We start from the raw sequence: 18619 nt of genomic DNA, 5'->3' as shown, positions 1-18619 counted from the left end.
GGGTCTGACGACCTTCGTTAATTCTTTAGCGCTTCCGCGTGAGAAATACTCCGCCAAAGGCGATTGCACCAAGCATGAATGTTCCTGGTTCAGGAACTTCTGGGCCGACCGGTACCACCGATACGCTGAAAGATTTTTTGTCGATAAGAGCCGTCGTTCCAATGCCTGTTGTTGAAGCGGTCAAGATGTTATCCAAAGAAACGAGAACTTTGGTCACATTAGCAGGCATGGCGACAGATAGCGCACCTTGCCACGAAGAGGCATAAGTAGGTCCAGTCGCCAAGGCGGAAAACAAGAAAGAGTCACTCGGCGAAAAGGTAAAAAAGTGGTTCGTCGTGGGCGAATTCACGACAGAGCCGCCAACTTCTAAGACCTTGATATCGGCATAAGCCAGAACCGAAGTGAAGGCATCGCCACCAAAGGGAGCCGTAAGCCTCGTGACGCCCGATTCATCGACCTTGATCGTACCAATTGTTTGACCTGGTTTGGCCTCGATAATGAACGACAGTTTACCGTCGGTTTGATCGGGAGTGCCGCCACCGGCCGAGGTTGCTGAGAATCCGCCGGTTGGAGCAAAGACCAGAACATCTTGAACCGAGAAGGGCTGATCATACAACGGCAAGGGGTCACCAGTGGGTGATCCTTCTTTAATGTTCGTGAACCATACCGAACTACCATTCACATTGCTGTGAATAATATCCGCCGATACCACGGAACTTAAAGACGTTATCACCAAGGCGATAAGCAGAGACAAGCTACCTCGTCGAAAAGGCGAGGACTGTAGTTGACCGAACGGGACCCTGAGTGATGCCATCATAGAACTCCAAGCAGTTGTTAGTACGTTATGCAATGATCTATCTCCAATTTCGGTTTTCGCCACGGAGCAAACTCCATGGCAAAAACTGTCGTCGCGACCCGCCCACGGCAATGCCTTGTTGGTTGCGTCGATACTTCACTTTCAGTTACATCAGCGCAAAGTGCGCTTATCTCCACGCAGGTGTATGCCACCTACGACGGTGTTTTTTCTGCGGCCGCGCGTTACCGTGCGGCGCTTGCTATGAGCCCGCAGAGTTCCTGTTTTCGCTTCACGACGGAGCCGCGCCGGTCGGGCGATCGATCCGTTCGTGTATTCCGCTGCGGTTTCTTCCTGTTCGCTCATTTGTTTCTTGATCATGTCTGTCAGTGCTCACGACGGTGTAAGGGGAGTTGATCACACGACTCAGAGCTAAAACCTATTCATTTCTGCGAGGTCATACTTGTTGGTGACTCGTCAGCGATAGCCATCAAGTTCGACATTCACGAGCGCTTGATTCGCCACAGCCTTACGGGCATCACCAAAGACAAGTTCCAAGCCTGCCAAACCGTTGTCACCCGGCAGATAAGCCCAGGCACCCAACTGGCGAGCCCAAATTTCTTCAGCCGGATTCCCGCCTAATCCGCAAATAACAACCAATGAGTTACCAAGCTCTGATGTCCGTTGAGCGGCCTCCTTCAGCAAGGCATAGCTGCTCGTATCAGCGTTGGGCAAATCCACAAACGTCAAGGGGACACGTAGCACATACAGATTCCGCAGAAACTCTCGAACATCGATATTGACCGTTGCTTGCCAAGATTCGTTCGAAGCCGCGGAACGCAGCAACTCTGCGCGTCCTTCGGACCAGGTCAGTACCAGACAACGCAATAGATCGGGCAAAACAAGCGTGCGCGGAGGCGCATTGGTCTTACCTTCAGGTAACGTCAGTCTGGCGATAGGCGTTTGTGAGACAGTTTCCACGGACTATGTTTCCAGGCACATGTTTGTTGAGTAACTCACGGTGTTCGACATCACAGGCTGCCCTAAAAATCAAATCAAAAACCACGGACGTAGCATTGCTTTGACAACACACACGACCATTCAAGAGGTTTATGTCCAACTGACGCAAACGGCGCCGGCGCATAATGTCTCTTAATCAATCCAAACTTTTACGGTAAGCGACGAGTACAGCTTTACCGCCGCATGCACACTCTGACGACAATGTCGCCATCACGTGCATGCTCAAACCAACGAGATGATCGTTACCAACTAATCTTCCGACGACGACGACGATGAATGCCGTTTACGGACTGAGGACCTTTGCCACGACGCCGACCTTGGGTCGGGGATTGTTGCCGGCTCGCCTTAATTGGCTCGCTACGACGAAAATTGTCAGTGCTGTAGTCTGCTGCCAACGCTTCGTAAGATTGCATGTTGCTCATTCGCATGTCTCCTTGAGCTAGGCGAGATCGTGACCTGTGACGTGACGATCAGCCAAAACACCCGTCACCATATTCGGTGACAAACGTCTCTTGCCGTGCTGCCAGCGACAAGCTGGCGCACCCGAGTCGACAGAGGCCGACCCTTCCTTACAACGCGTGCGCTGTAAGGCGAACATTTACTTAGCTAGTGCCGTGCCCAATTAAGCATGCGAGCTATCATCAATGCTAAGTGTCGTATGAGTTAGCACTTACGAAGAACACGAGCGACAGCAACCTGAAAAGGGCGATTCACTGTATTGGTGAGAAGAAATCAGCGTCACAACTGATGCACGCTATGATTAAAGAGGTTTGTCAATGATTCACCAATTTGTGAAAACGCCACCAAAAAGGTGAGGAAGTCTTGAGACTTCCAAGCGCAGAGGGCCAATAAAAAAAGCCGCCCCCGAAGGAGCGGCTCTGTATGCGTCATATCTTATGGTATTAATCTACTCTTCCTCAATTTGAGCAAGGATTCGCGTGAGCGTGTTGGGATGAACTCCCAGTAGTTCCGCAGCACGGCCTTTGTGGCCACACGTTGTGCGAAGTGCTTGCTCCACCGCAACTTGGCGGAGCCTCCCCAGATTGGTGAAGGGAAGCTGCATATTGCGATCGTTCTGCTCGGGCACGCCTGGAAGCATCGGTTCGCATTGCAAAACGTAGCTTTGCTCAATCACAAAGCCCAATTGGCGGATGTTGCCTGGCCAACGGTATTCGCAGAATCGCCGCAGCATTTCAGGGCTGGGTTCCCAGGCTGGTTGATCGTAACGAGCAGCGAATTTCTTCGAGAAATAGTTGATAAAACTGGGGATATCTTCCACACGGTCGCGTAGTGCCGGCATACGCAATTCGACGAGATTGAGCCGATAATAGAGGTCTTCACGGAATCGGCCTTCTTCTACGTCTCGCTCCAGGTTGCGATTCGTGGCAGCGATAATTTGCACATCGATATTCAGAGGGCGAGCCGCGCCCACGGGTGTCACTTCACCTTCTTGCAGAACCCTCAACAGTTTAGGTTGCAATTCCAGTGGCATATCGCCAACTTCGTCGAGAAAGACGACGCCATTTTGTGCGGCGCGGAACACACCAAGGCTTTCCCCGGCTGCACCAGTAAATGCCCCTTTTTCATGGCCAAAAAGTTGGCTTTCCGCCAAAGTGGCCGTTAGCGCGGCGCAATTGACGGGCACGAATGCTTTGTTGTGTCGTGGACCCACGCGATGCAGCAGTCGGGCCCAAACTTCTTTGCCCGTACCGGTTTCCCCGGTAATTAAGACTGTGCATTCCACTTGAGCAGCGCGCTCGGCGTGGTGCGCAAGGCGATTGACCGATGGATCTCGCCCCAGCAGAAGGCTCGCCGGATCTTCAGGCGCCAACGACGCCAAATTCTCCAGAGAGGACGAATACATAGTTGCCATTTCTCAGCTCCAGACGGATGCAGTTACATCCGCCGACGAAAAGCCCCGTCGGTTTCCACGCGCTGTTCCTGCGTAGGAATCCGATCTGTGATTAACTCACTGGCGACCCAGCCCATGAAAAGAGTAAGTAAAATAGTAGCAAAACGAGACCGAGATACTTGGCCCATTACCCCTTGTCTCAGCTCCTCATTATAAACGCAACTTTCCGATTGCTCAAAGATTTCGTGTTGAGAAAGACTACGAATTTGGGCAGGACGGTGGGGTTGTGCAGGCAACTGCCTTTTTGATGCAAGGTCTTTGTGATAAATGACTTATGAAAAATGTTCGCTAGTGGAAAATAGCAAGTATAGGGCTTACCACCGGAAGAACCGGCAAGAGTGTGGAAATTCCTTCCCACGGGAAAGTGCGATATTTCGCTATTTCAAGCAGCCAGGCGGGCAACTTGTGCCTCGTCCAAAGCCACTACCGAAACATTCAGCCGACGCGCTGCTGCAATGAATTCCTGTTGGTCGAGCAGGATTGTCTTACCGGCCTCGATGGCCAACACTTTCCCCCCCGCAGTGGCAATTGACTCCAAAGTTTTAAGTCCTACTGTGGGGACATCAAAGCGCATATCTTGTGACGGCTTGGCCACTTTCACGATTGTCATGCCACCTGCCGTGCAAAGCTCGCCCGCTCGGCGAATGCAGAGGTCGGTTCCTTCGATAGCTTCCACCGCAATCACGGTTTGATCTTTAATGCATACGCTTTGACCGATATCGAGGCCGCCAATAGCCTTGGCGATCTGCCAGCCGAACTCGACGTCTTTATGTTGTTTGGCAGTAAGTGGTTTCCCGGCGATGTGTCCTGCTTGCACGAGTAATTTCGGCGCAATGTCAGCCACATTCTGAAACGCAATCCCCTCGGCAGCAAAGGCATTCACTAGCGCGCTAAGTAATGTGTCGTCCTTGCGGTCGGCAAAGCCGAGCAATTGCGGATAGAAGGCTTTCAGACATTTCCAATCGGGACGATGTTTGATCCACCAATTGGGTTGGTAGTACATGACCTTATGCAACTTACCAGCCATGATGGCCTGCTGCGCTCCCCAACGTTTGCACAGCCGTATCGCTTTGCCAATGCCGCCGATGCCGATCCAATCAAACTGCTCGCAGTAATCGGCCAGCTTCGGATCGGCGTGATCTATGATGCCGATTCCCACGATCCGCCGATTTTGTTTCTTCAATGCCTCGGCTACGGCCAAAGGATAGTTGCCCCAACCGGCAATGACGGCCAATGGCCGTTGGTCATCGGTGAGCAAATCGGTTTCTTGTTTGTGCAAACGGAAAGGCATGGTGTCTTACAAACTTAAGCCGCTTGTTCGTCTGGTGTTAATTGGTTTTCAGGGCCCTTTTGTTTTTGCAATGCGTTCAGCTGCTGTTGCAAATGGCGAAACTCCCGTCGCATTTCCGGTAGTTTCGCGATCGCCGCCATTTGTAGTTTCTGCCGCCGTAGGGAAGTCGCCGGTTGGCCCAGCATGATTTCGCCGTCGGGAACATTGTTGGAAATGCCGGCCATCGAGCAGAGCACGGCCCCTTGCCCGATATGAACGTGATCTCGGACGCCGACTTGTCCCGCCATCACGACGTAATCTCCGGTGGTCGTGCTGCCCGCGATACCGACCTGCCCGCAAATCAAGTTGTGTTTGCCAAGTCGGCAGTTATGCGCGACCTGGACCAAGTTATCGATCTTCGTACCGTCGCCAATCGTGGTCGCACCATAAGTGCCACGATCCACGGTTGCGCAAGCGCCGATTTCCACGTCGTTGCCTAAGATGACATAACCAAGTTGTGCCGAAATCCTGTGCGAACCATCGACTTGCTTGTAGCCGAATCCATACGCGCCGATCACGGCGCCAGCATGCAGGATCGCCCGCTCACCGACTTGTGTGTCTTCGTACAGCACGACGTTCGGAAAAATCGTCGTGCAACGACCGATCACGCAGCCGGCCATGATTCGCGCGCCGGAGTGAATTGTTACGCCGTCGCCGATCACCACGTCATCGCCAATCGACGCGCCGGGATGTACTTCGACGTCCTCGCCCAACTGAGCGGATTCACTGATCCAAGCTGCCCCACTGATTCCTGCCCGTCGTTTTGTTCGTCGGGGGCGAAAATGATTCACCACTTTCGTAAACGCCGCGTGGACGTCATCCACAACGATGGTTGTTTTCTCGCCAGTTGGAAAATCATGGGGAACGATCGCCGCGGCGGCCACCGACTTTTGCCAATGTGGCGCGCGATCGGCGTGATCGACCAGCGTGATTTCGCCCTCATGAGCCACGTCGAGAATCGCAGCTCCACGAATCACAACGGCCTCGGCCGCGATCGAATCAGCGCCGCACAAGCGGCCTCCGACAAGTGTCGCCAATTCGGCGAGCGTGGTCGGCATAGTGGCATCCTTTCCCCTGAATATCGTGGCCGTCGTCCTGACTGCCAGCGTGCCTGCACTCCACCCAGTAAGATAAGGGTCACGGCGGAGAGATGCCGGATACTATCTCCAGCCCCATCCAACTCGCAAGATCAGATCACATGCTAGCAAGCGTTATTGGACCTGCTGTCTTTGGGCAATGTGCATGGCTTGCTCGAAATGCTTCTGCAACCGCAGAAACTCCTGCAAATCGCCCCCACGGTCGGGATGCATCGACTTCGCCTGTTCGCGATAGGCGGCCAGCACTTCTTCCTCGGTGACCGGCAATTCCAAACCTAACGCCCGCAAGCAGGCTGGTCGTTGCATCAACGCCCAGTACGGCACGACGGGCATGGCTTGCGAAACGACCACCAGCGCCCGACGGAGTGAACGCAAGTAACGTCGAAAATCAATTACCATCGCCACGTAACCCAACAGCGGAATACCGAACATCAGCGCCAGCACCGTGACAGTGAGCGAAGCATCGATTCCGTCGGGCCACTGGGGGCTCGCTCCTTCGGCAAAAATCTGTGGGAAGAAAACGCGGATCATCCTCACACTTTGCACGATGGCAAACAATTTGTCTACGGACACAGACGCTAAGCTGCGAGCGACTCCGTTGCCAATTCAAGATTTCCAACTTGTCCAACTCTTCCAAGTTGGCAGGGTTTATTCGCGATTTCCAATTCATGAAAAATTGAAACCACGAATAAAACGAATCACACGAATAATTTCTATTTGCACTGCGTTGCTTTTCAGGTTTGCCAGCTTGGCGAGGTTTGTTTGGTTTGCGGCCCTCCAATTGTTGCAAAGCTCGGTGAAGGACTGTGGACGATGGACAGTAGACTGTAGATTTTCTCTACAGTCATACGGTCAACGGTCCCTTTTACCACATCGAGCGGCCAATTTCGACAAAGATCTTTGGCCACTTCTTGATCTCATTTATGCAGGATCAGTTTGTTGTTGCGCGTGATGTACAAACGATACTGCACACCTTCATGGGTAATCACAATGGTTCGCTCGCCCTGGAAGATCTCAGCTGAGCCGATCTCGCGGACGGCTACGGCCTCCGACTTGGGAGCTGATTCAGGCTTCTGATCGGTTGTCATATCTTTCCCGTGATTGGTGGGCGTTAGACAATGCCACAAGCTGCGGCTGTGTCCCAAAAAAATTCTGAAATCTAGTGAGTAGCTCCTTGCGAGCGCTCCGAGAAGCATTAAGATAATGCTATTGATACTCACTATCAAGTATAAATCTAGATAAACGCAGCCAGCTAGGTTTTTATTCCAGCCAGCCACGTGATGCCCGCCAGATGCAAATCGGCGGCAAAAAACCGTGTGTTTGGAGAGAAAACTGTGTCGCTGGCTGTTTCTGATTGGGTTTGCTACCGCAAGGGCTCCGTGTTCGCCCGCTACGATTCTCAGGCGGACCACCTTCGTTCTGACGCCAGTCCTGTCGGTCGGCCATGCACGTTCTCTCGCTGCTCTCCCTGTGAAAGGATTCGCCGCGCATGTCCACGAAACAAAGTTGTGATCTTAGTCGCCGGGCGGTGGACCTCCACAAGGCCGGGCAAACTCGTCAAGCGATTGATGAGCTTCAGGAACACCTGGAAGAGCGGCCCCATGCCGCCAAGCTCTGGGAACTGTTGGGGGTCTTGCCGTTTGCGATCGACGACACCGAGCTTGCCCGTGCGGCGATCGAACAAGCCAGCATCATGATCCCGCTTTCCGCGCGGGGACAACTGGTGCTCGCCAAGTGCTACGACGCACTGGGATATCGTGAAGCCGCCGGAGCGATTTACCGCCACGTGGCAACCCTCGATTCGTTGGATGACGAATTGATGGAACCCCTGGCCGCTGGGTTGGGCCGCTACGGCGAATATCAACACGCGCTTGCCATTTGTCGGACAGCGGCGAAGCGCATGCCTGATAATCCCGAGCCGCTCAAAGGGATCGTGCACTACATGCGACGATTGCACATGCCGGTCGAACGCATTTTGCCGACGCTGTTTCGCGCTCATCATTTGGCTCCGGAAGACAAGGACTGCCGAATTACGCTTGCTTGGCTGCTCCATGAAACGGGCCAAAGCAACGACGGGGCCGCGCTGTTGGTAGCGGTCGACTCGGACGAGTTTTCCTGCATCCGTTGTCTGACGCTCATGCAACATATTTTTGAAGCCGCGGGTCACGACGATCGCGCGAACGATTGTCGCAATCGGTTGAAGGTGCTCGCGGGTGAGTGGCCTGGGGCTTAATTAAAAGCATTACCAACACGGCATCGGGACGATGCCGGCTAACGAACAATTGAGGAAATATTATGTCGCGATATACGGGACCTAAGGCTCGCATCAATCGCCGCTTGGGGGGCATGATCTTTGAAAGCGCAGGCGCCATGCGGGCCACAGATCGACGCCCGCAACCGCCCGGTATGACACCGGCCCCACGTAAGCTCTCCAAGTACGGGGAGTCGATGCGCGAGAAGCAAAAGATCAAATACTACTACGGCCTCGGCGAGAAGCAGCTACATCGGCTTTATGACAAGGCTCAACGGCAAGCCGGCAACACCGGAGAAAATTTGCTGCTCTTATGCGAGCGGCGGCTCGACAGCGTCGTCCGCTTGGCGGGCTTTGCGAAAACCCGTCCGCAAGCTCGCCAAGGGGTCGGCCACGGCCACTTCTTACTGAATGGCCGCCGGACGGATATCGCTTCGGCGTTGGTTCAAGCGGGCGACGTCATTCACGTGAAACGCAAAGGGCAGCTCGTAGATATGTATCGTGAGCTGTTCGCCAGTGGAGAAGGGGAGAACGCCGATTGGCTTGCCGTCGACGTCGAGAATTTGCAGATCACGGTATTGCGATTGCCCACGGTGGCCGACATCACCCTACCCGTCGACGTGGGCCTCGTGATCGAGTTGTTGTCGAGATAGTAGATTTACTCCACAAGTCATTCAGAGGGAGCCTAGGTCCGTCGGAGGCGGAAAGATTCTAGATTCAAGTCTTACGTGTTCTCAACGCGCAAGAGTGTTCGAACCAGATCCCTCGGCTCCTGGAACTCACCTCGGGATGACATATAGAACGAGTTTTCAAAGGTTTATCGCCATGAAATCTGAACTTGAGAAAGGACCCTGCCTCTGAAGTATTGCTGCTAATGACTATTAATGCCGACGCTTGGACATGACCAACCGGAGCGGCACTCACCACAGCGATTGTTTCTTCCTTTTTTATCTCACCTAATTTCCTACCAAGGTTAAGACTAATGAAACTTATGAAATTCTTGGCACCCGCACTGTTGGTTGTCCTCTCACTATCTTCCGCCGCGCTGGCAGGCTACACCGCCACCGGCGCTATGTTCATCGAACCCGCGGGTTGGAATGTGGGCGATGCCGGTTCAACGAGCCAAACCTGGGATGCGCTGGCTGCGTCGACAAATAATGCGCCAGATGCAGGTTTTTACTCGACGAATCCTGCCATGGCGACGTTTCCACTCTTGAGTGTCAGTTCCCCTGGTTTCCGTGCTAGCTCCGGCAACTTCTATTCGTTCAGCGGCAACTATCCCGTCTCGGCGAATATTTACAACCACGGCGCAGGTGCCGGCACGCACGTGATCGTGCAAACGGCCGCCACTTTGGGCGGCACGGGTCAGACCGTGCTTCCCGGTACGCTGCAAATCGTCGACCTGGGTGGTAGCCCCATCACCGGTGGCGTGAATTCTGCGGCACTCATCAATGGCGATGAGATGTTCAATGGATCTGTCTCATCGAGCATGGGTGAAGTGACTTTGGCCGTGCAGATTTGGGAATTCTTCTTGCCGGGTTACGCAGGTGATTTCCGTGTGCAATTCACGGAAGAAATTCATTCGAGCTTCGACCAATTGCGCGTCGACTCGATGATCTCCGGCACGGCTTTCGCGCCATCATTCGTTCCCGAACCAACTTCGCTGGCCTTGGCCGGTCTGTGTGCGTTCGGATTGGCGTTGTCGCGTAAGCGTCGCTAATTTCTTCCCGCAAAATGGGTCGCCCGCGATTCTCAAAGGCACTTCTACACACCGCTGCCAACAGCGGGCGGCCCTTTGTGGGATATTCCGTGGCTCAAGTATGTGTCACGATGTCAGATTAATAGTGATATCGACAAGCCAGTATACGAATTTTATCTTCGCTCACTTGATAGACGAGCCGATGCTCATCATCGATACGCTTAGACCAGCATCCAGCGAGCTCATGTTTCAGCGGCTCAGGTTTTCCAATACCACCAAAGGGATCGTCAATCGTCTCTTGAATGAGGCGCAGTATACGCAAAGATTTTTTGCGATCTGATTGAACCCACCACGCAAGATCGTCAAACGCGGCGGGATCAAATTCCAAGTTTCTGACGGACTTCGTCAAGCGATAGACCTCCCGTGCGATCCTTAGCTTCAAGAAGCCGTTTGCGCATGGTATCGCTCTTAAGCAAATAAGCCGTTTCGCGCTCCGATTCTATCTCGTGCCACACATCGATGGGAACAATGACCGCCACGGCATTGCCACTCTCGTCAGAAATATATTGAACGGGTGTTTCGGCGGACATGAAATGCTCCCCTAAGAAAACAACGGCTTGCACTTATTTTAGTCGCTGCAAGCTGGAGGAGGTAGTTTGCTGAAAAATCAAAAAAAAAGAGGGCCGACGAGGAGCGGGAGACCTCGTCGACCCTCGGAGGGGGGAGACTTTAAGGTGGGACTTTTCTCGCGATCGACTGACCGTCTTGGCTCGGGCCTGGATTACCCGCGGGTCTGAGCCGCCTGTCGACCACATTCTCTTCTACCGCCCTTTTGTTAAGCAAAGGGGATGCCAAAACCGATCTTCCCAGAAAAGGCCGACGATTTTGCCAAATCGTCGCAGGGCCTACGCTTCGCGTTGTAAATGTTGCAACGCACGGTTGTAGGATATGCCAACTCGTCAGAACTTTTCGACAATTCCCGGCGTACTAGCACTAGCTATCACGGTAAGATCGCCTATTGCGCGATCCACGGAACCGCTAGATTCGCTTCTTCGCTGGCCATTGTTTCGGACAAGACTGTCCGACTCGCTAGCATCATTACACGTCAGGCCGCCCTCCATGCTTCACATTCAGAATGTCCGCAAGTCCTACCACGAAGCCAACGGCGAGTTGTTGCCCATCTTGGATATCGACTCGTTTGCGGTCGGGGCAGGGGAGCAGGTCGTGCTGCGGGGCCGCAGCGGTTGTGGCAAGACAACACTGCTCAACTGCATCGCGGGGATGACCACGGTCGATTCCGGCAGCATCAAAATCAACAACACCGACATCGTCAAACTGCAAGAAGTAGGGCGCGACCGGTTCCGCGCTCGTTACATCGGGTTCGTGTTTCAAACATTCAATTTATTGCCAGCATTCACGGCCCTCGAAAACGTACAGCTTGGCATGTCGTTCACGGGGCAGAAACCCGATGCCGCACGTGCGGAGAATCTGCTCAAGGACGTGGGGTTGGGGCATCGGCTCGACCACAAGCCCTCGGCACTCTCGGTGGGAGAACAGCAGCGGGTGGCGGTGGCGAGGGCGCTAGCAAACAAGCCGGCACTTTTGCTAGCAGATGAACCGACGGCCAATGTCGATCCGGCACATCAGCAACAGATTATCGATCTCTTGCGCGAATCCTGTGACCGTGAAAATATTGCGATGTTGCTGGTGACACATAGCACTGAGGTCGCCAGCCAGTTCCCGCGCGTTGAGTATTTGGAACAAGTTAACAAAGCCGTGGGGCTAGTGAGCAGTTCTTAAAGCCCTCCCCTAGCCCCTCCCCCCATCATGCTGAACGGTTGGCAGGGAGGGGGATCAATTGAATCTGACCTCCGACCTCTTTCCCCTGACTACTTCTTATGAGCTTCTGGAAAATCGCCTGGCGAAATATCAAGCAGCGAGCACTCTCGTCATCGCTCACCGGTTTGTCGATGGCGCTTGGAGTGGCGCTGATGATTCTGGTGATCGTGATTCACGACGTCACGGTCGAGCAGTTTTCCAATGATGCCCAGGGCTATCATCTGATCGTTGGGGGCAGCAAAGGTGGCGATCTACAATTGGTGATGACGACCGTGTTTCACTTAGGGCGGCCGTTGTATCCGATTCCGTACAGCTACTTCGAGAAGTTCACCGAAGGCGAATTTGCTCCTTATACGGAGGTCGCCGTGCCGTATTGCCTCGGGGATAGTTTGCAGGCCGACGGGCAGCAATTTCGCGTGGTGGCCACGACGCCGGATTTGTTCGACAAAATCTCCTACGGTGCCAACGCCGACGGCACGAATAAGACCTACAGCTTCCAAGAAGGTCGCAATTTCCAAAGCGATCACTTTTTTGAAGCGGTCATTGGTTCGGTCGCTGCCCGCAAGACGGGCTTAAAAGTCGGCGACAAATTCCAACCGACCCACGGCATGAGCGCCGAAGGGGATAAGCACACCGAGTTCACCGTCGTTGGAATTCTTGCCCCCACGGGCACCGCCAACGACCGGGCCGTCTTCGCCAATATCGAAGGCTTTTATTTGCTCGAAGGTCATGCCCTGACCCCCGAGGAAGGCAAAATCGCAACCTCGGTGGATAAAGCTCTCAAGGATAAATCGCTTTCGGAAGCTGTTGATCCCAACGATCCGAACTACGGCATGCAACCCTTGCCGGAAGATCAGCGCGAAGTCACTTCGATTCTTGTGCTGTGTAAAGAAGATACCGGCACGGAAGCGATGACGCTCGATTCGAAGATCAATAAAGGCCGCGACCGGATTGCCCAGGCCATCGCGCCTGGCTTTGTCGTCGAGCGCTTGTTGCAGGGCATTGTTGGGCCGGTACAGATCGTGCTGTTCGTGCTGACGATTTTGATCATCATCGTGGCGGGGATCAGCATCTTGGTGAGCATCTACAACTCGATGAGCGAACGCTCGCACGATATCGCCGTCATGCGGGCCCTGGGGGCGAGCCGCACGGCGGTGATGGGTATTATCTTGGTCGAATCGATTTTACTCTCGCTGTTGGGTGGCTTGGCGGGAGTCTTCTTAGGCCATGCCGTGCTGGGGATCGCGGGTCCGATTGTCGAGTCGCACACGGGGATCGCGCTGCGGTTCTGGAACTTCAATTGGCAGGAAAGTCTACTGATTCCCGGGCTGGTGGTGTTTGCCTCGCTGGTGGGATTTTTACCGGCGTTGACGGCCTATCGGACCGATGTCGCGCGAATCCTGGGAGGTGGGCGATAGGTCGTCCACTGGGCCGCTTTGGTGTTCGCTCGGTCCCTGAAACGGTACAATAAGGTTTAGCAATTTCGGGTGGCAAGAGATTATCGGCATGCACAAAACGAATTCGATTCTTCGTCGTGGAACAATCCTGGCACTCGTTTGTTTGTTCAGTTTGGGCGATATTCTAAATGCCTGGGCCTGCCCCTTCTGCGACGTGACACAGCAAACGATGAGCGAAGAGCTTTCGGCTGCTGACGCCTCGGTGATTGCCGTTCAGGTCAAACCGGCGGTACCGGTGGCCGAGAAATCGGCAGCCGCCGAGGGAGATGGCGAGCGTGATCCCTTTGAGGAAGATGAAACGGGGGCCTACAAAGGGGCGGAATTCAAGGTCGTCGAAGTGATTCGGGGCGACTTCAAGCCCGGCGACATCATCGAGACGGTCTACTTTGGCGAAGATGCCCCAGACAAGCAATTTTTGATTCATGGGATCCAAGGCGACAAACTGGAGTGGGGTACGCCCTTGCCGTTGAGCCCCGCCGCAGTGGAGTATGTCAAACAGTTGCCACAGATTCCTCAATCGGGCCGCGACCGATTGCACTTCTTCATGAGCTATTTGGAGAACAGCGATCCGCTACTCGGCCAGGATGCCTATGACGAGTTCGCCCGGGCGCCGTACCAAGATTTGATCGATTTGAAAGACGCGCTCGACCGCCAACAACTGGTCGACTGGATTTTGGATTCGCAAGTTGGCCCCACGCGGCGGCGTTTGTATCTGACCATGCTCGGCGTGTGCGGTACTCAGGAAGACGTGGCTATGCTGGAAAAGCTGCTTAAGTATGATTACGAATCCCTCAAACCGGGACTCGCAGCGATGATTGGCGTGATGGACTTGGGGGGCTCGGCAATTGGCGCCCCGCTGGTCGACGAGTTGGTGCAAGCCGACGTGCGAGCCAAACAGCAATGCCTCGACGCGCTGATTGCCGCCTATTTGAAACTCAAAGGCCCTGATGGCTTGGAAGTCATTGAAGAACGCTTTTTGAAGAATCCCAAAACAGAATACACGCAGCAGTATTCGACGATCATGGCTCTGCGGTTTCACGGCGAAGAATCGTCGGAAATTCCCCGCGAGCGGCTCGTGCAGTCGATGCGGCTGCTGTTGGACAATGAAGAGATCGCCGACCAAGTGATCCCCGACCTCACCCGCTGGGAAGATTGGGAGATCATGGACCAGCTCGTGGAGAAATTTAAAGCCTCGGACAAAGATGGCTGGATTCGGCAGCCAGTAGTGTCTTACTTGCTAACCGCGGCGGAGCAGCCAGGAGCCGTTGGCGAAAAGGCCAACGCCGCCGTGGCGGAGCTGGAAGGGATCGATCCCGAAGGAGTGAAACGAGCTCGCAGCTATTTGGCATTTGGTTTGACACCGGGTGGAGGCAAGGCCGCCGCGAAAAAGACAACGGACGAAACCACAGCGGCAGAACCCGTGAAAAAAGAATCCGACACGAAAGAGCCTAAGGCAATTGCATCCGCCAAAAAGCCAGCTCCCGTGAAGCAAAAACTCACCAATGGCAGCCAAGTGCTGGCCGCTCCCAGCAAGATGACGATGATTGTTGTGCCTGTGATCGTAGGAATTCTATTGATGGGGTTGTTCAACGTCATGCTCCGCGGTGGCCATGCGAGTCATTCGCAAAGCAATTCGCCACAGCCTCCCACCTCTTAAGTTCTTATTCCCGTTTTAATTTTGTAATTCCCATGGCATTTTCTGAAGCAATATCCGATTTCCCTTCCGCGCTCTCCAGCAATAACGAACAGTTCGAATACCGCTCGTTCAGCACCAGCGCGATCGCCTCGGCCATCTTTGGCGTGTTGTCGCTGCTCACGATCGTGGCGGCGCGCGACAGTTTTGATTCCGCGCTTATGATCTGCCCGATTCCCATCTTGGGTGTGGTGCTAGGAATTCGCGCCCTGTCGGCGATTCGCGCCAATCCCGATCAAGTGAGCGGACGAAAGTTCGCCGTCGTGGGGATCGCGTTGTCGCTCGTGGGCATGTTGACGGGGCTGAGCTATGCCGGCTACGTGCATGCGACCGAAGTCCCCGAGGGCGCGATCCGCACGTCGTTTTATGAATTTCGCCCCAGCGAGAACGACCTCGATGCTGGCATCCCGATTCCCAAGGACGTGCAAGCACTCGATGGCAAGCGAGTCTTTATCAAGGGCTACATGCGGGCGGATTCGACTCCCGTGCGGCGGAACGTGCGGCGTTTCTTGTTGGTGCGCGATAACAACCAATGCTGCTTCGGCGATTTGGCCAGCGTGAAATTTTATGACCAAGTGCTGGTCGATTTTGACGATAAGGTAACTACTGACTATTCGACGGGCCTGTTTCGGATTGCCGGGACGCTTCATTTGCGACCCCAAAACGTCAACTCTCCTTCGCAAGCCCCTGTGTACACCATTAAAGCCGACTACGTGCAATGATCATGCGTTACGCATTGTTGCTAGCACTGTTACTTGCTCCACTCGCTGGGTGCGATTCCGCCCCCGTTGTGGCTGGTGCTTCGGCCCCACGCAAAGTTCGCACGGTGAGCAACACCCAAACCGTGGAAACGTCGTTTGACGACATCAAATTTGAAATGGAAATTGATGCCCCGTTCAAGCGATCGTTGCTCACCCCCAAAATCGAAGATCTATTCGGACAACGTATCAAGATCCGCGGGTACATGTATCCCACGCTCAAGCGTCGCGGCCTGACGGGCTTTGTCCTCGTCCGCGATAATCAAGAATGTTGTTTTGGACCCGGTGCGGCGTTGTTCGATTGCATTCGCGTGCAGATGCACCCCGACAAAACAGCGGAATATTCCATCCGTCCGATCGCGGTCGAAGGCGTTCTTAAGTTCGAAGAGTTTGCCGACATGGACGGCACCACTCGGGCGATCTATCTGTTGGAGCAAGGCACGGTCGAGAACTAGCGAGCCGTCCTATTTTTCTTTTTCGTCGTCGGCTTGCAGTCCCAGTGCCGAGAGCCATTTGCGGCGCGGTTTGCCGTCGGGAGTGTTAGGCGCATCAGCGGCAGCTTGCAGTGCAGCCTGGAGCTTGTGCTCGATGTCGGACTCCTTACGAGCAAGAGCCGCGCGCTGAATCGACATCTCCATTTCCGCGGTCCGCAGTTTGTCGTGCCATTCCTTTTGCAGGGCTGCCAGCTTGGCACGCTCAGCGGCAATGAGCTCATCTTTGTCGATCACTTCATTCGATACGTCGACTGGCGCGACGGCCGCGAACGATTGATCGACCAACTGGGCTCGCAGGTCGGCAATTTCACGCTCTTTGTCAGCGATGACGCGGTCCGTGGTCGAGATTGTCTCTTCGATACTCATTCGCTCTTCACGACGCTCATGGGACAGTACCTCTTCATCTTCCGATTCAAGCGTGGCGAGCAACCGGGCTTTCTGCGATTGCCAATCCATGGCACCGCTTGTCGAGGCGGAATGATTTGCCGCCTGCGGTGCTTTGGCCAGTTTTTCGTGGAGTTGAGCATTCTCCTGCTTCAGATGGCGCACATCCTCGACGGCCATCTCAAATCGGCGCTGTAGATCCTCCATCCGGCGTTCGGCATCGGGATCGACGACTTGGGTCGGCGTCGCTTCGAGTTCAGCCACGCGGCTGGCCAGGGCGTCGCGTTCCACGCGCAAGCTCACCAGCTCGGGCGATTCGGCCTCGGATTTTTCCGGACGACGAGTAAGTTCTTCCTGCAGTTCAGCGTTCTCACGCTTGAGTTTCTGAGCATCAACTAGCGCGAGTTCAAACTTCCGCTGGGCCTGCTCCAACTCCTCCTCGTGCGCGGTCGACTCGCTCAACTCGGCGATCTTTTCCTCGGCATTCTTCAACAGTGCCGCGTATTGTTCCTGCTTTTCTAGCGTCTTGGCAAGCGTCGCTTCGGTTTCTTTATGCCGTTTGAGCAGATTCTCAAATTCGAGCGCCAGTTGATTGCGGCTCTCTTCGGCGGCTGCACATTCTTTTTCGAGCCAGGCCAGTTCATTGACTTTCGCATCGTCATGCGTCGTAATTTCAGCACGAACTTGCTGAAGTTGCTCGGCCAGATCGTCGCGCTCGGCGGTGATCGAAGTCAGTTGATCAGCGAGCAATTGATTCTCTTTTTCGGCCGCCGTTTTTAATTCGGCCATCGCGGTGTCGTCGGCCAAGTGCTGCGACACCAATTGCGATTCCGCTTCACGCAAGCGACTGAGATCGTCGGACAATTCCGTGACCTGGGCCAGTAACTGTGTCACCTGGTCGCTCGACTGCAACTCGCGTTGAGTCGCCGAGGCGAGCTTTGTCTCCGCTTCACGGGCCGTCGTGAGTTCAGAAGTCAGTCGTTCGATCTCTACTTGCAACTCATCGGCCTGCAATGCCGCAGTCGCTTCCCGGCTTTCCGAGGCCTCCAAGTTGGCCAAAGTTTCATCGAGCAGTTTTTGAATCTGCTCGGCGGCGAATTGCGATTGTGCGAGCAGGTCGTTTTCTTGACCCTGCTGGGCGGCAAACTCCGCGGCCGCCGCTTGCGATCTCAAAACTTCCTGGGCTAAGTCGACAACCTTGGATTCGAGTTCCAAGATTTGCTGCTGAGCCTCAGAATTTTGTTCACTCACGGTAGCCAACTCGGCTCGGAGCTTGGTGCAATCCTGGCACCCTGCGTTACGAACAGATTCGATCGCGGCGCGAGATTGAGTGAGTTCCGCGGACAAACGCGACCGGGTGGACTCGACATCGGAAACCTGCTGCTCGAGTTTGGCCAACGTGGCATCGCGTTCGGTGAGGGTGTCGCGCAGCTTTTGTAGCTGCTCATCGCGCAGGGCGAGCTGGGCTTCTGCTTCGGCTGCTTGTTCTTTGGCCATCTCCTCGGCGAGTTGCATGAGACGCGACGTGAGATCCACTTCGATGTCGCTCACCCGACGGCGATGCGTTTCGAGCTTGGCCCCTAAGCCCTCGCGCAAGGCGCGCAGCGCTTCACCGGTCTTTTGAGACCGATCGTCCGCGGCGCGAGAGCCTTGTTCCAATTCTTCCATGAGCGAAGTTGCCGATACGAAGCGAGTATGCACACGGGCATTACGAACGGTCTCTCGTCAGAGACCGCCAGGACAATGCCGAGCGATAGTTTCCCAACCGTATATAGGTTGCCGCTCACGGTGGGTCAAAAAGCGTGGTTTTCCGAGTGACGGTGGTAGGGAATGTGCGGGTCAGGGTGGTAACTTTATCCCCTTACAACGCTCGAACTATGTCCAGCTATCAG

General features: G+C 54.6%; 20 protein-coding genes. 8 read left to right on the top strand and 12 right to left on the bottom strand.

Annotated features, from left to right (window positions below; genetic code table 11):
- Positions 1–25: 25 nt before the first annotated feature.
- The 9 genes from AC6T8Q_RS09835 to hemP all read right to left on the bottom strand — a co-directional run bounded on the left by AC6T8Q_RS09835 (position 26) and on the right by hemP (position 7240).
- On the bottom strand, positions 26–880 hold the full coding sequence (locus AC6T8Q_RS09835) for a hypothetical protein (RefSeq protein ID WP_500678908.1): 855 nt from the start codon (positions 878–880) through the stop codon (positions 26–28).
- An 87-nt stretch (positions 881–967) separates the two neighbouring features.
- The gene (locus AC6T8Q_RS09830; RefSeq protein ID WP_496920148.1) at positions 968–1174 is read right to left on the bottom strand and encodes a hypothetical protein; all 207 of its coding nucleotides are present in this window, start codon (positions 1172–1174) and stop codon (positions 968–970) included.
- Positions 1175–1270: 96 nt separating this feature from the next.
- The gene (locus tag AC6T8Q_RS09825; protein WP_500678907.1) at positions 1271–1774 is read right to left on the bottom strand and encodes a hypothetical protein; all 504 of its coding nucleotides are present in this window, start codon (positions 1772–1774) and stop codon (positions 1271–1273) included.
- A 281-nt stretch (positions 1775–2055) separates the two neighbouring features.
- Positions 2056–2235: a hypothetical protein gene (locus tag AC6T8Q_RS09820; RefSeq protein ID WP_496920150.1), complete on the bottom strand. Its 180-nt coding sequence runs from the start codon at positions 2233–2235 to the stop codon at positions 2056–2058.
- A 485-nt stretch (positions 2236–2720) separates the two neighbouring features.
- The gene (locus tag AC6T8Q_RS09815) at positions 2721–3677 is read right to left on the bottom strand and encodes a sigma-54 interaction domain-containing protein (protein WP_500678906.1); all 957 of its coding nucleotides are present in this window, start codon (positions 3675–3677) and stop codon (positions 2721–2723) included.
- Positions 3678–4107: 430 nt separating this feature from the next.
- Positions 4108–5016: an LpxI family protein gene (locus AC6T8Q_RS09810; protein ID WP_500678905.1), complete on the bottom strand. Its 909-nt coding sequence runs from the start codon at positions 5014–5016 to the stop codon at positions 4108–4110.
- A 14-nt stretch (positions 5017–5030) separates the two neighbouring features.
- Complete coding sequence (gene lpxD / locus AC6T8Q_RS09805) at positions 5031–6113, bottom strand: UDP-3-O-(3-hydroxymyristoyl)glucosamine N-acyltransferase (protein ID WP_500678904.1); 1083 nt, start codon at positions 6111–6113, stop codon at positions 5031–5033.
- Positions 6114–6266: 153 nt separating this feature from the next.
- Positions 6267–6683, bottom strand: a complete 417-nt coding sequence (locus AC6T8Q_RS09800) for a hypothetical protein (RefSeq protein ID WP_500678903.1) — start codon at positions 6681–6683, stop codon at positions 6267–6269.
- Positions 6684–7069: 386 nt separating this feature from the next.
- Positions 7070–7240, bottom strand: coding sequence for a hemin uptake protein HemP (gene hemP, locus AC6T8Q_RS09795; protein ID WP_500678902.1), 171 nt, complete (start codon positions 7238–7240; stop codon positions 7070–7072).
- A 401-nt stretch (positions 7241–7641) separates the two neighbouring features.
- On the opposite strand from hemP, the gene AC6T8Q_RS09790 reads away from it, so the two are divergent.
- The 3 genes from AC6T8Q_RS09790 to AC6T8Q_RS09780 all read left to right on the top strand — a co-directional run bounded on the left by AC6T8Q_RS09790 (position 7642) and on the right by AC6T8Q_RS09780 (position 10123).
- Complete coding sequence (locus AC6T8Q_RS09790) at positions 7642–8385, top strand: hypothetical protein (RefSeq protein ID WP_500678901.1); 744 nt, start codon at positions 7642–7644, stop codon at positions 8383–8385.
- 62 nt (positions 8386–8447) lie between these two features.
- A complete protein-coding gene (rpsD, locus tag AC6T8Q_RS09785) occupies positions 8448–9056 on the top strand; it encodes a 30S ribosomal protein S4 (RefSeq protein WP_500678900.1) in 609 nt (202 codons plus the stop codon).
- A 329-nt stretch (positions 9057–9385) separates the two neighbouring features.
- Positions 9386–10123: a PEP-CTERM sorting domain-containing protein gene (locus tag AC6T8Q_RS09780; RefSeq protein WP_500678899.1), complete on the top strand. Its 738-nt coding sequence runs from the start codon at positions 9386–9388 to the stop codon at positions 10121–10123.
- A gap of 118 nt (positions 10124–10241) precedes the next feature.
- Here the strand turns inward: AC6T8Q_RS09780 and AC6T8Q_RS09775 are convergent, their stop codons facing one another.
- Positions 10242–10490, bottom strand: a complete 249-nt coding sequence (locus AC6T8Q_RS09775) for a Txe/YoeB family addiction module toxin (protein WP_500678898.1) — start codon at positions 10488–10490, stop codon at positions 10242–10244.
- A complete protein-coding gene (locus AC6T8Q_RS09770) occupies positions 10480–10692 on the bottom strand; it encodes a hypothetical protein (RefSeq protein ID WP_500678897.1) in 213 nt (70 codons plus the stop codon). Before AC6T8Q_RS09770 ends, AC6T8Q_RS09775 begins: the two co-directional genes overlap by 11 nt.
- A 529-nt stretch (positions 10693–11221) precedes the next feature.
- Here AC6T8Q_RS09770 and AC6T8Q_RS09765 point away from each other — a divergent pair.
- From AC6T8Q_RS09765 to AC6T8Q_RS09745, 5 genes are all read left to right on the top strand, one after another.
- Positions 11222–11902: an ABC transporter ATP-binding protein gene (locus AC6T8Q_RS09765; protein ID WP_500678896.1), complete on the top strand. Its 681-nt coding sequence runs from the start codon at positions 11222–11224 to the stop codon at positions 11900–11902.
- 98 nt (positions 11903–12000) lie between these two features.
- A complete protein-coding gene (locus tag AC6T8Q_RS09760) occupies positions 12001–13359 on the top strand; it encodes an ABC transporter permease (RefSeq protein WP_500678895.1) in 1359 nt (452 codons plus the stop codon).
- A gap of 88 nt (positions 13360–13447) precedes the next feature.
- The gene (locus tag AC6T8Q_RS09755) at positions 13448–15055 is read left to right on the top strand and encodes a hypothetical protein (protein WP_500678894.1); all 1608 of its coding nucleotides are present in this window, start codon (positions 13448–13450) and stop codon (positions 15053–15055) included.
- A 32-nt stretch (positions 15056–15087) separates the two neighbouring features.
- Positions 15088–15813 (top strand): DUF4190 domain-containing protein, encoded by a 726-nt coding sequence (locus AC6T8Q_RS09750; RefSeq protein WP_500678893.1) that lies wholly within the window; start codon positions 15088–15090, stop codon positions 15811–15813.
- Positions 15814–15815: 2 nt separating this feature from the next.
- Positions 15816–16304, top strand: a complete 489-nt coding sequence (locus AC6T8Q_RS09745) for a hypothetical protein (RefSeq protein WP_500678892.1) — start codon at positions 15816–15818, stop codon at positions 16302–16304.
- Between the two features lie 9 nt (positions 16305–16313).
- Here AC6T8Q_RS09745 and AC6T8Q_RS09740 read toward each other — a convergent pair whose 3' ends face one another.
- Positions 16314–18428, bottom strand: a complete 2115-nt coding sequence (locus AC6T8Q_RS09740) for a coiled-coil domain-containing protein (protein ID WP_500678891.1) — start codon at positions 18426–18428, stop codon at positions 16314–16316.
- Positions 18429–18619: the final 191 nt, after the last annotated feature.

This window comes from Bythopirellula sp., from assembly GCF_041737835.1.
Lineage (GTDB): Bacteria > Planctomycetota > Planctomycetia > Pirellulales > Lacipirellulaceae > Bythopirellula.
Note: the sequence above shows the minus strand (reverse complement) of the source record. Positions and strands in the feature narration are given on the sequence as shown.

Bases quoted from the DNA above. Each gene is read 5' to 3' on its own strand.
- hemP (WP_500678902.1), bottom strand. From the start codon at position 7,240: ATGACAACCGATCAGAAGCCTGAATCAGCTCCCAAGTCGGAGGCCGTA.
- AC6T8Q_RS09800 (WP_500678903.1), bottom strand. From the start codon at position 6,683: ATGATCCGCGTTTTCTTCCCACAGATTTTTGCCGAAGGAGCGAGCCCC.
- AC6T8Q_RS09790 (WP_500678901.1), top strand. From the start codon at position 7,642: ATGTCCACGAAACAAAGTTGTGATCTTAGTCGCCGGGCGGTGGACCTC.
- AC6T8Q_RS09815 (WP_500678906.1), bottom strand. From the start codon at position 3,677: ATGTATTCGTCCTCTCTGGAGAATTTGGCGTCGTTGGCGCCTGAAGAT.
- AC6T8Q_RS09765 (WP_500678896.1), top strand. From the start codon at position 11,222: ATGCTTCACATTCAGAATGTCCGCAAGTCCTACCACGAAGCCAACGGC.
- rpsD (WP_500678900.1), top strand. From the start codon at position 8,448: ATGTCGCGATATACGGGACCTAAGGCTCGCATCAATCGCCGCTTGGGG.
- AC6T8Q_RS09760 (WP_500678895.1), top strand. From the start codon at position 12,001: ATGAGCTTCTGGAAAATCGCCTGGCGAAATATCAAGCAGCGAGCACTC.
- AC6T8Q_RS09820 (WP_496920150.1), bottom strand. From the start codon at position 2,235: ATGAGCAACATGCAATCTTACGAAGCGTTGGCAGCAGACTACAGCACT.
- lpxD (WP_500678904.1), bottom strand. From the start codon at position 6,113: ATGCCGACCACGCTCGCCGAATTGGCGACACTTGTCGGAGGCCGCTTG.
- AC6T8Q_RS09780 (WP_500678899.1), top strand. From the start codon at position 9,386: ATGAAACTTATGAAATTCTTGGCACCCGCACTGTTGGTTGTCCTCTCA.
- AC6T8Q_RS09830 (WP_496920148.1), bottom strand. From the start codon at position 1,174: ATGATCAAGAAACAAATGAGCGAACAGGAAGAAACCGCAGCGGAATAC.
- AC6T8Q_RS09810 (WP_500678905.1), bottom strand. From the start codon at position 5,016: ATGCCTTTCCGTTTGCACAAACAAGAAACCGATTTGCTCACCGATGAC.
- AC6T8Q_RS09745 (WP_500678892.1), top strand. From the start codon at position 15,816: ATGCGTTACGCATTGTTGCTAGCACTGTTACTTGCTCCACTCGCTGGG.
- AC6T8Q_RS09750 (WP_500678893.1), top strand. From the start codon at position 15,088: ATGGCATTTTCTGAAGCAATATCCGATTTCCCTTCCGCGCTCTCCAGC.
- AC6T8Q_RS09755 (WP_500678894.1), top strand. From the start codon at position 13,448: ATGCACAAAACGAATTCGATTCTTCGTCGTGGAACAATCCTGGCACTC.
- AC6T8Q_RS09770 (WP_500678897.1), bottom strand. From the start codon at position 10,692: ATGTCCGCCGAAACACCCGTTCAATATATTTCTGACGAGAGTGGCAAT.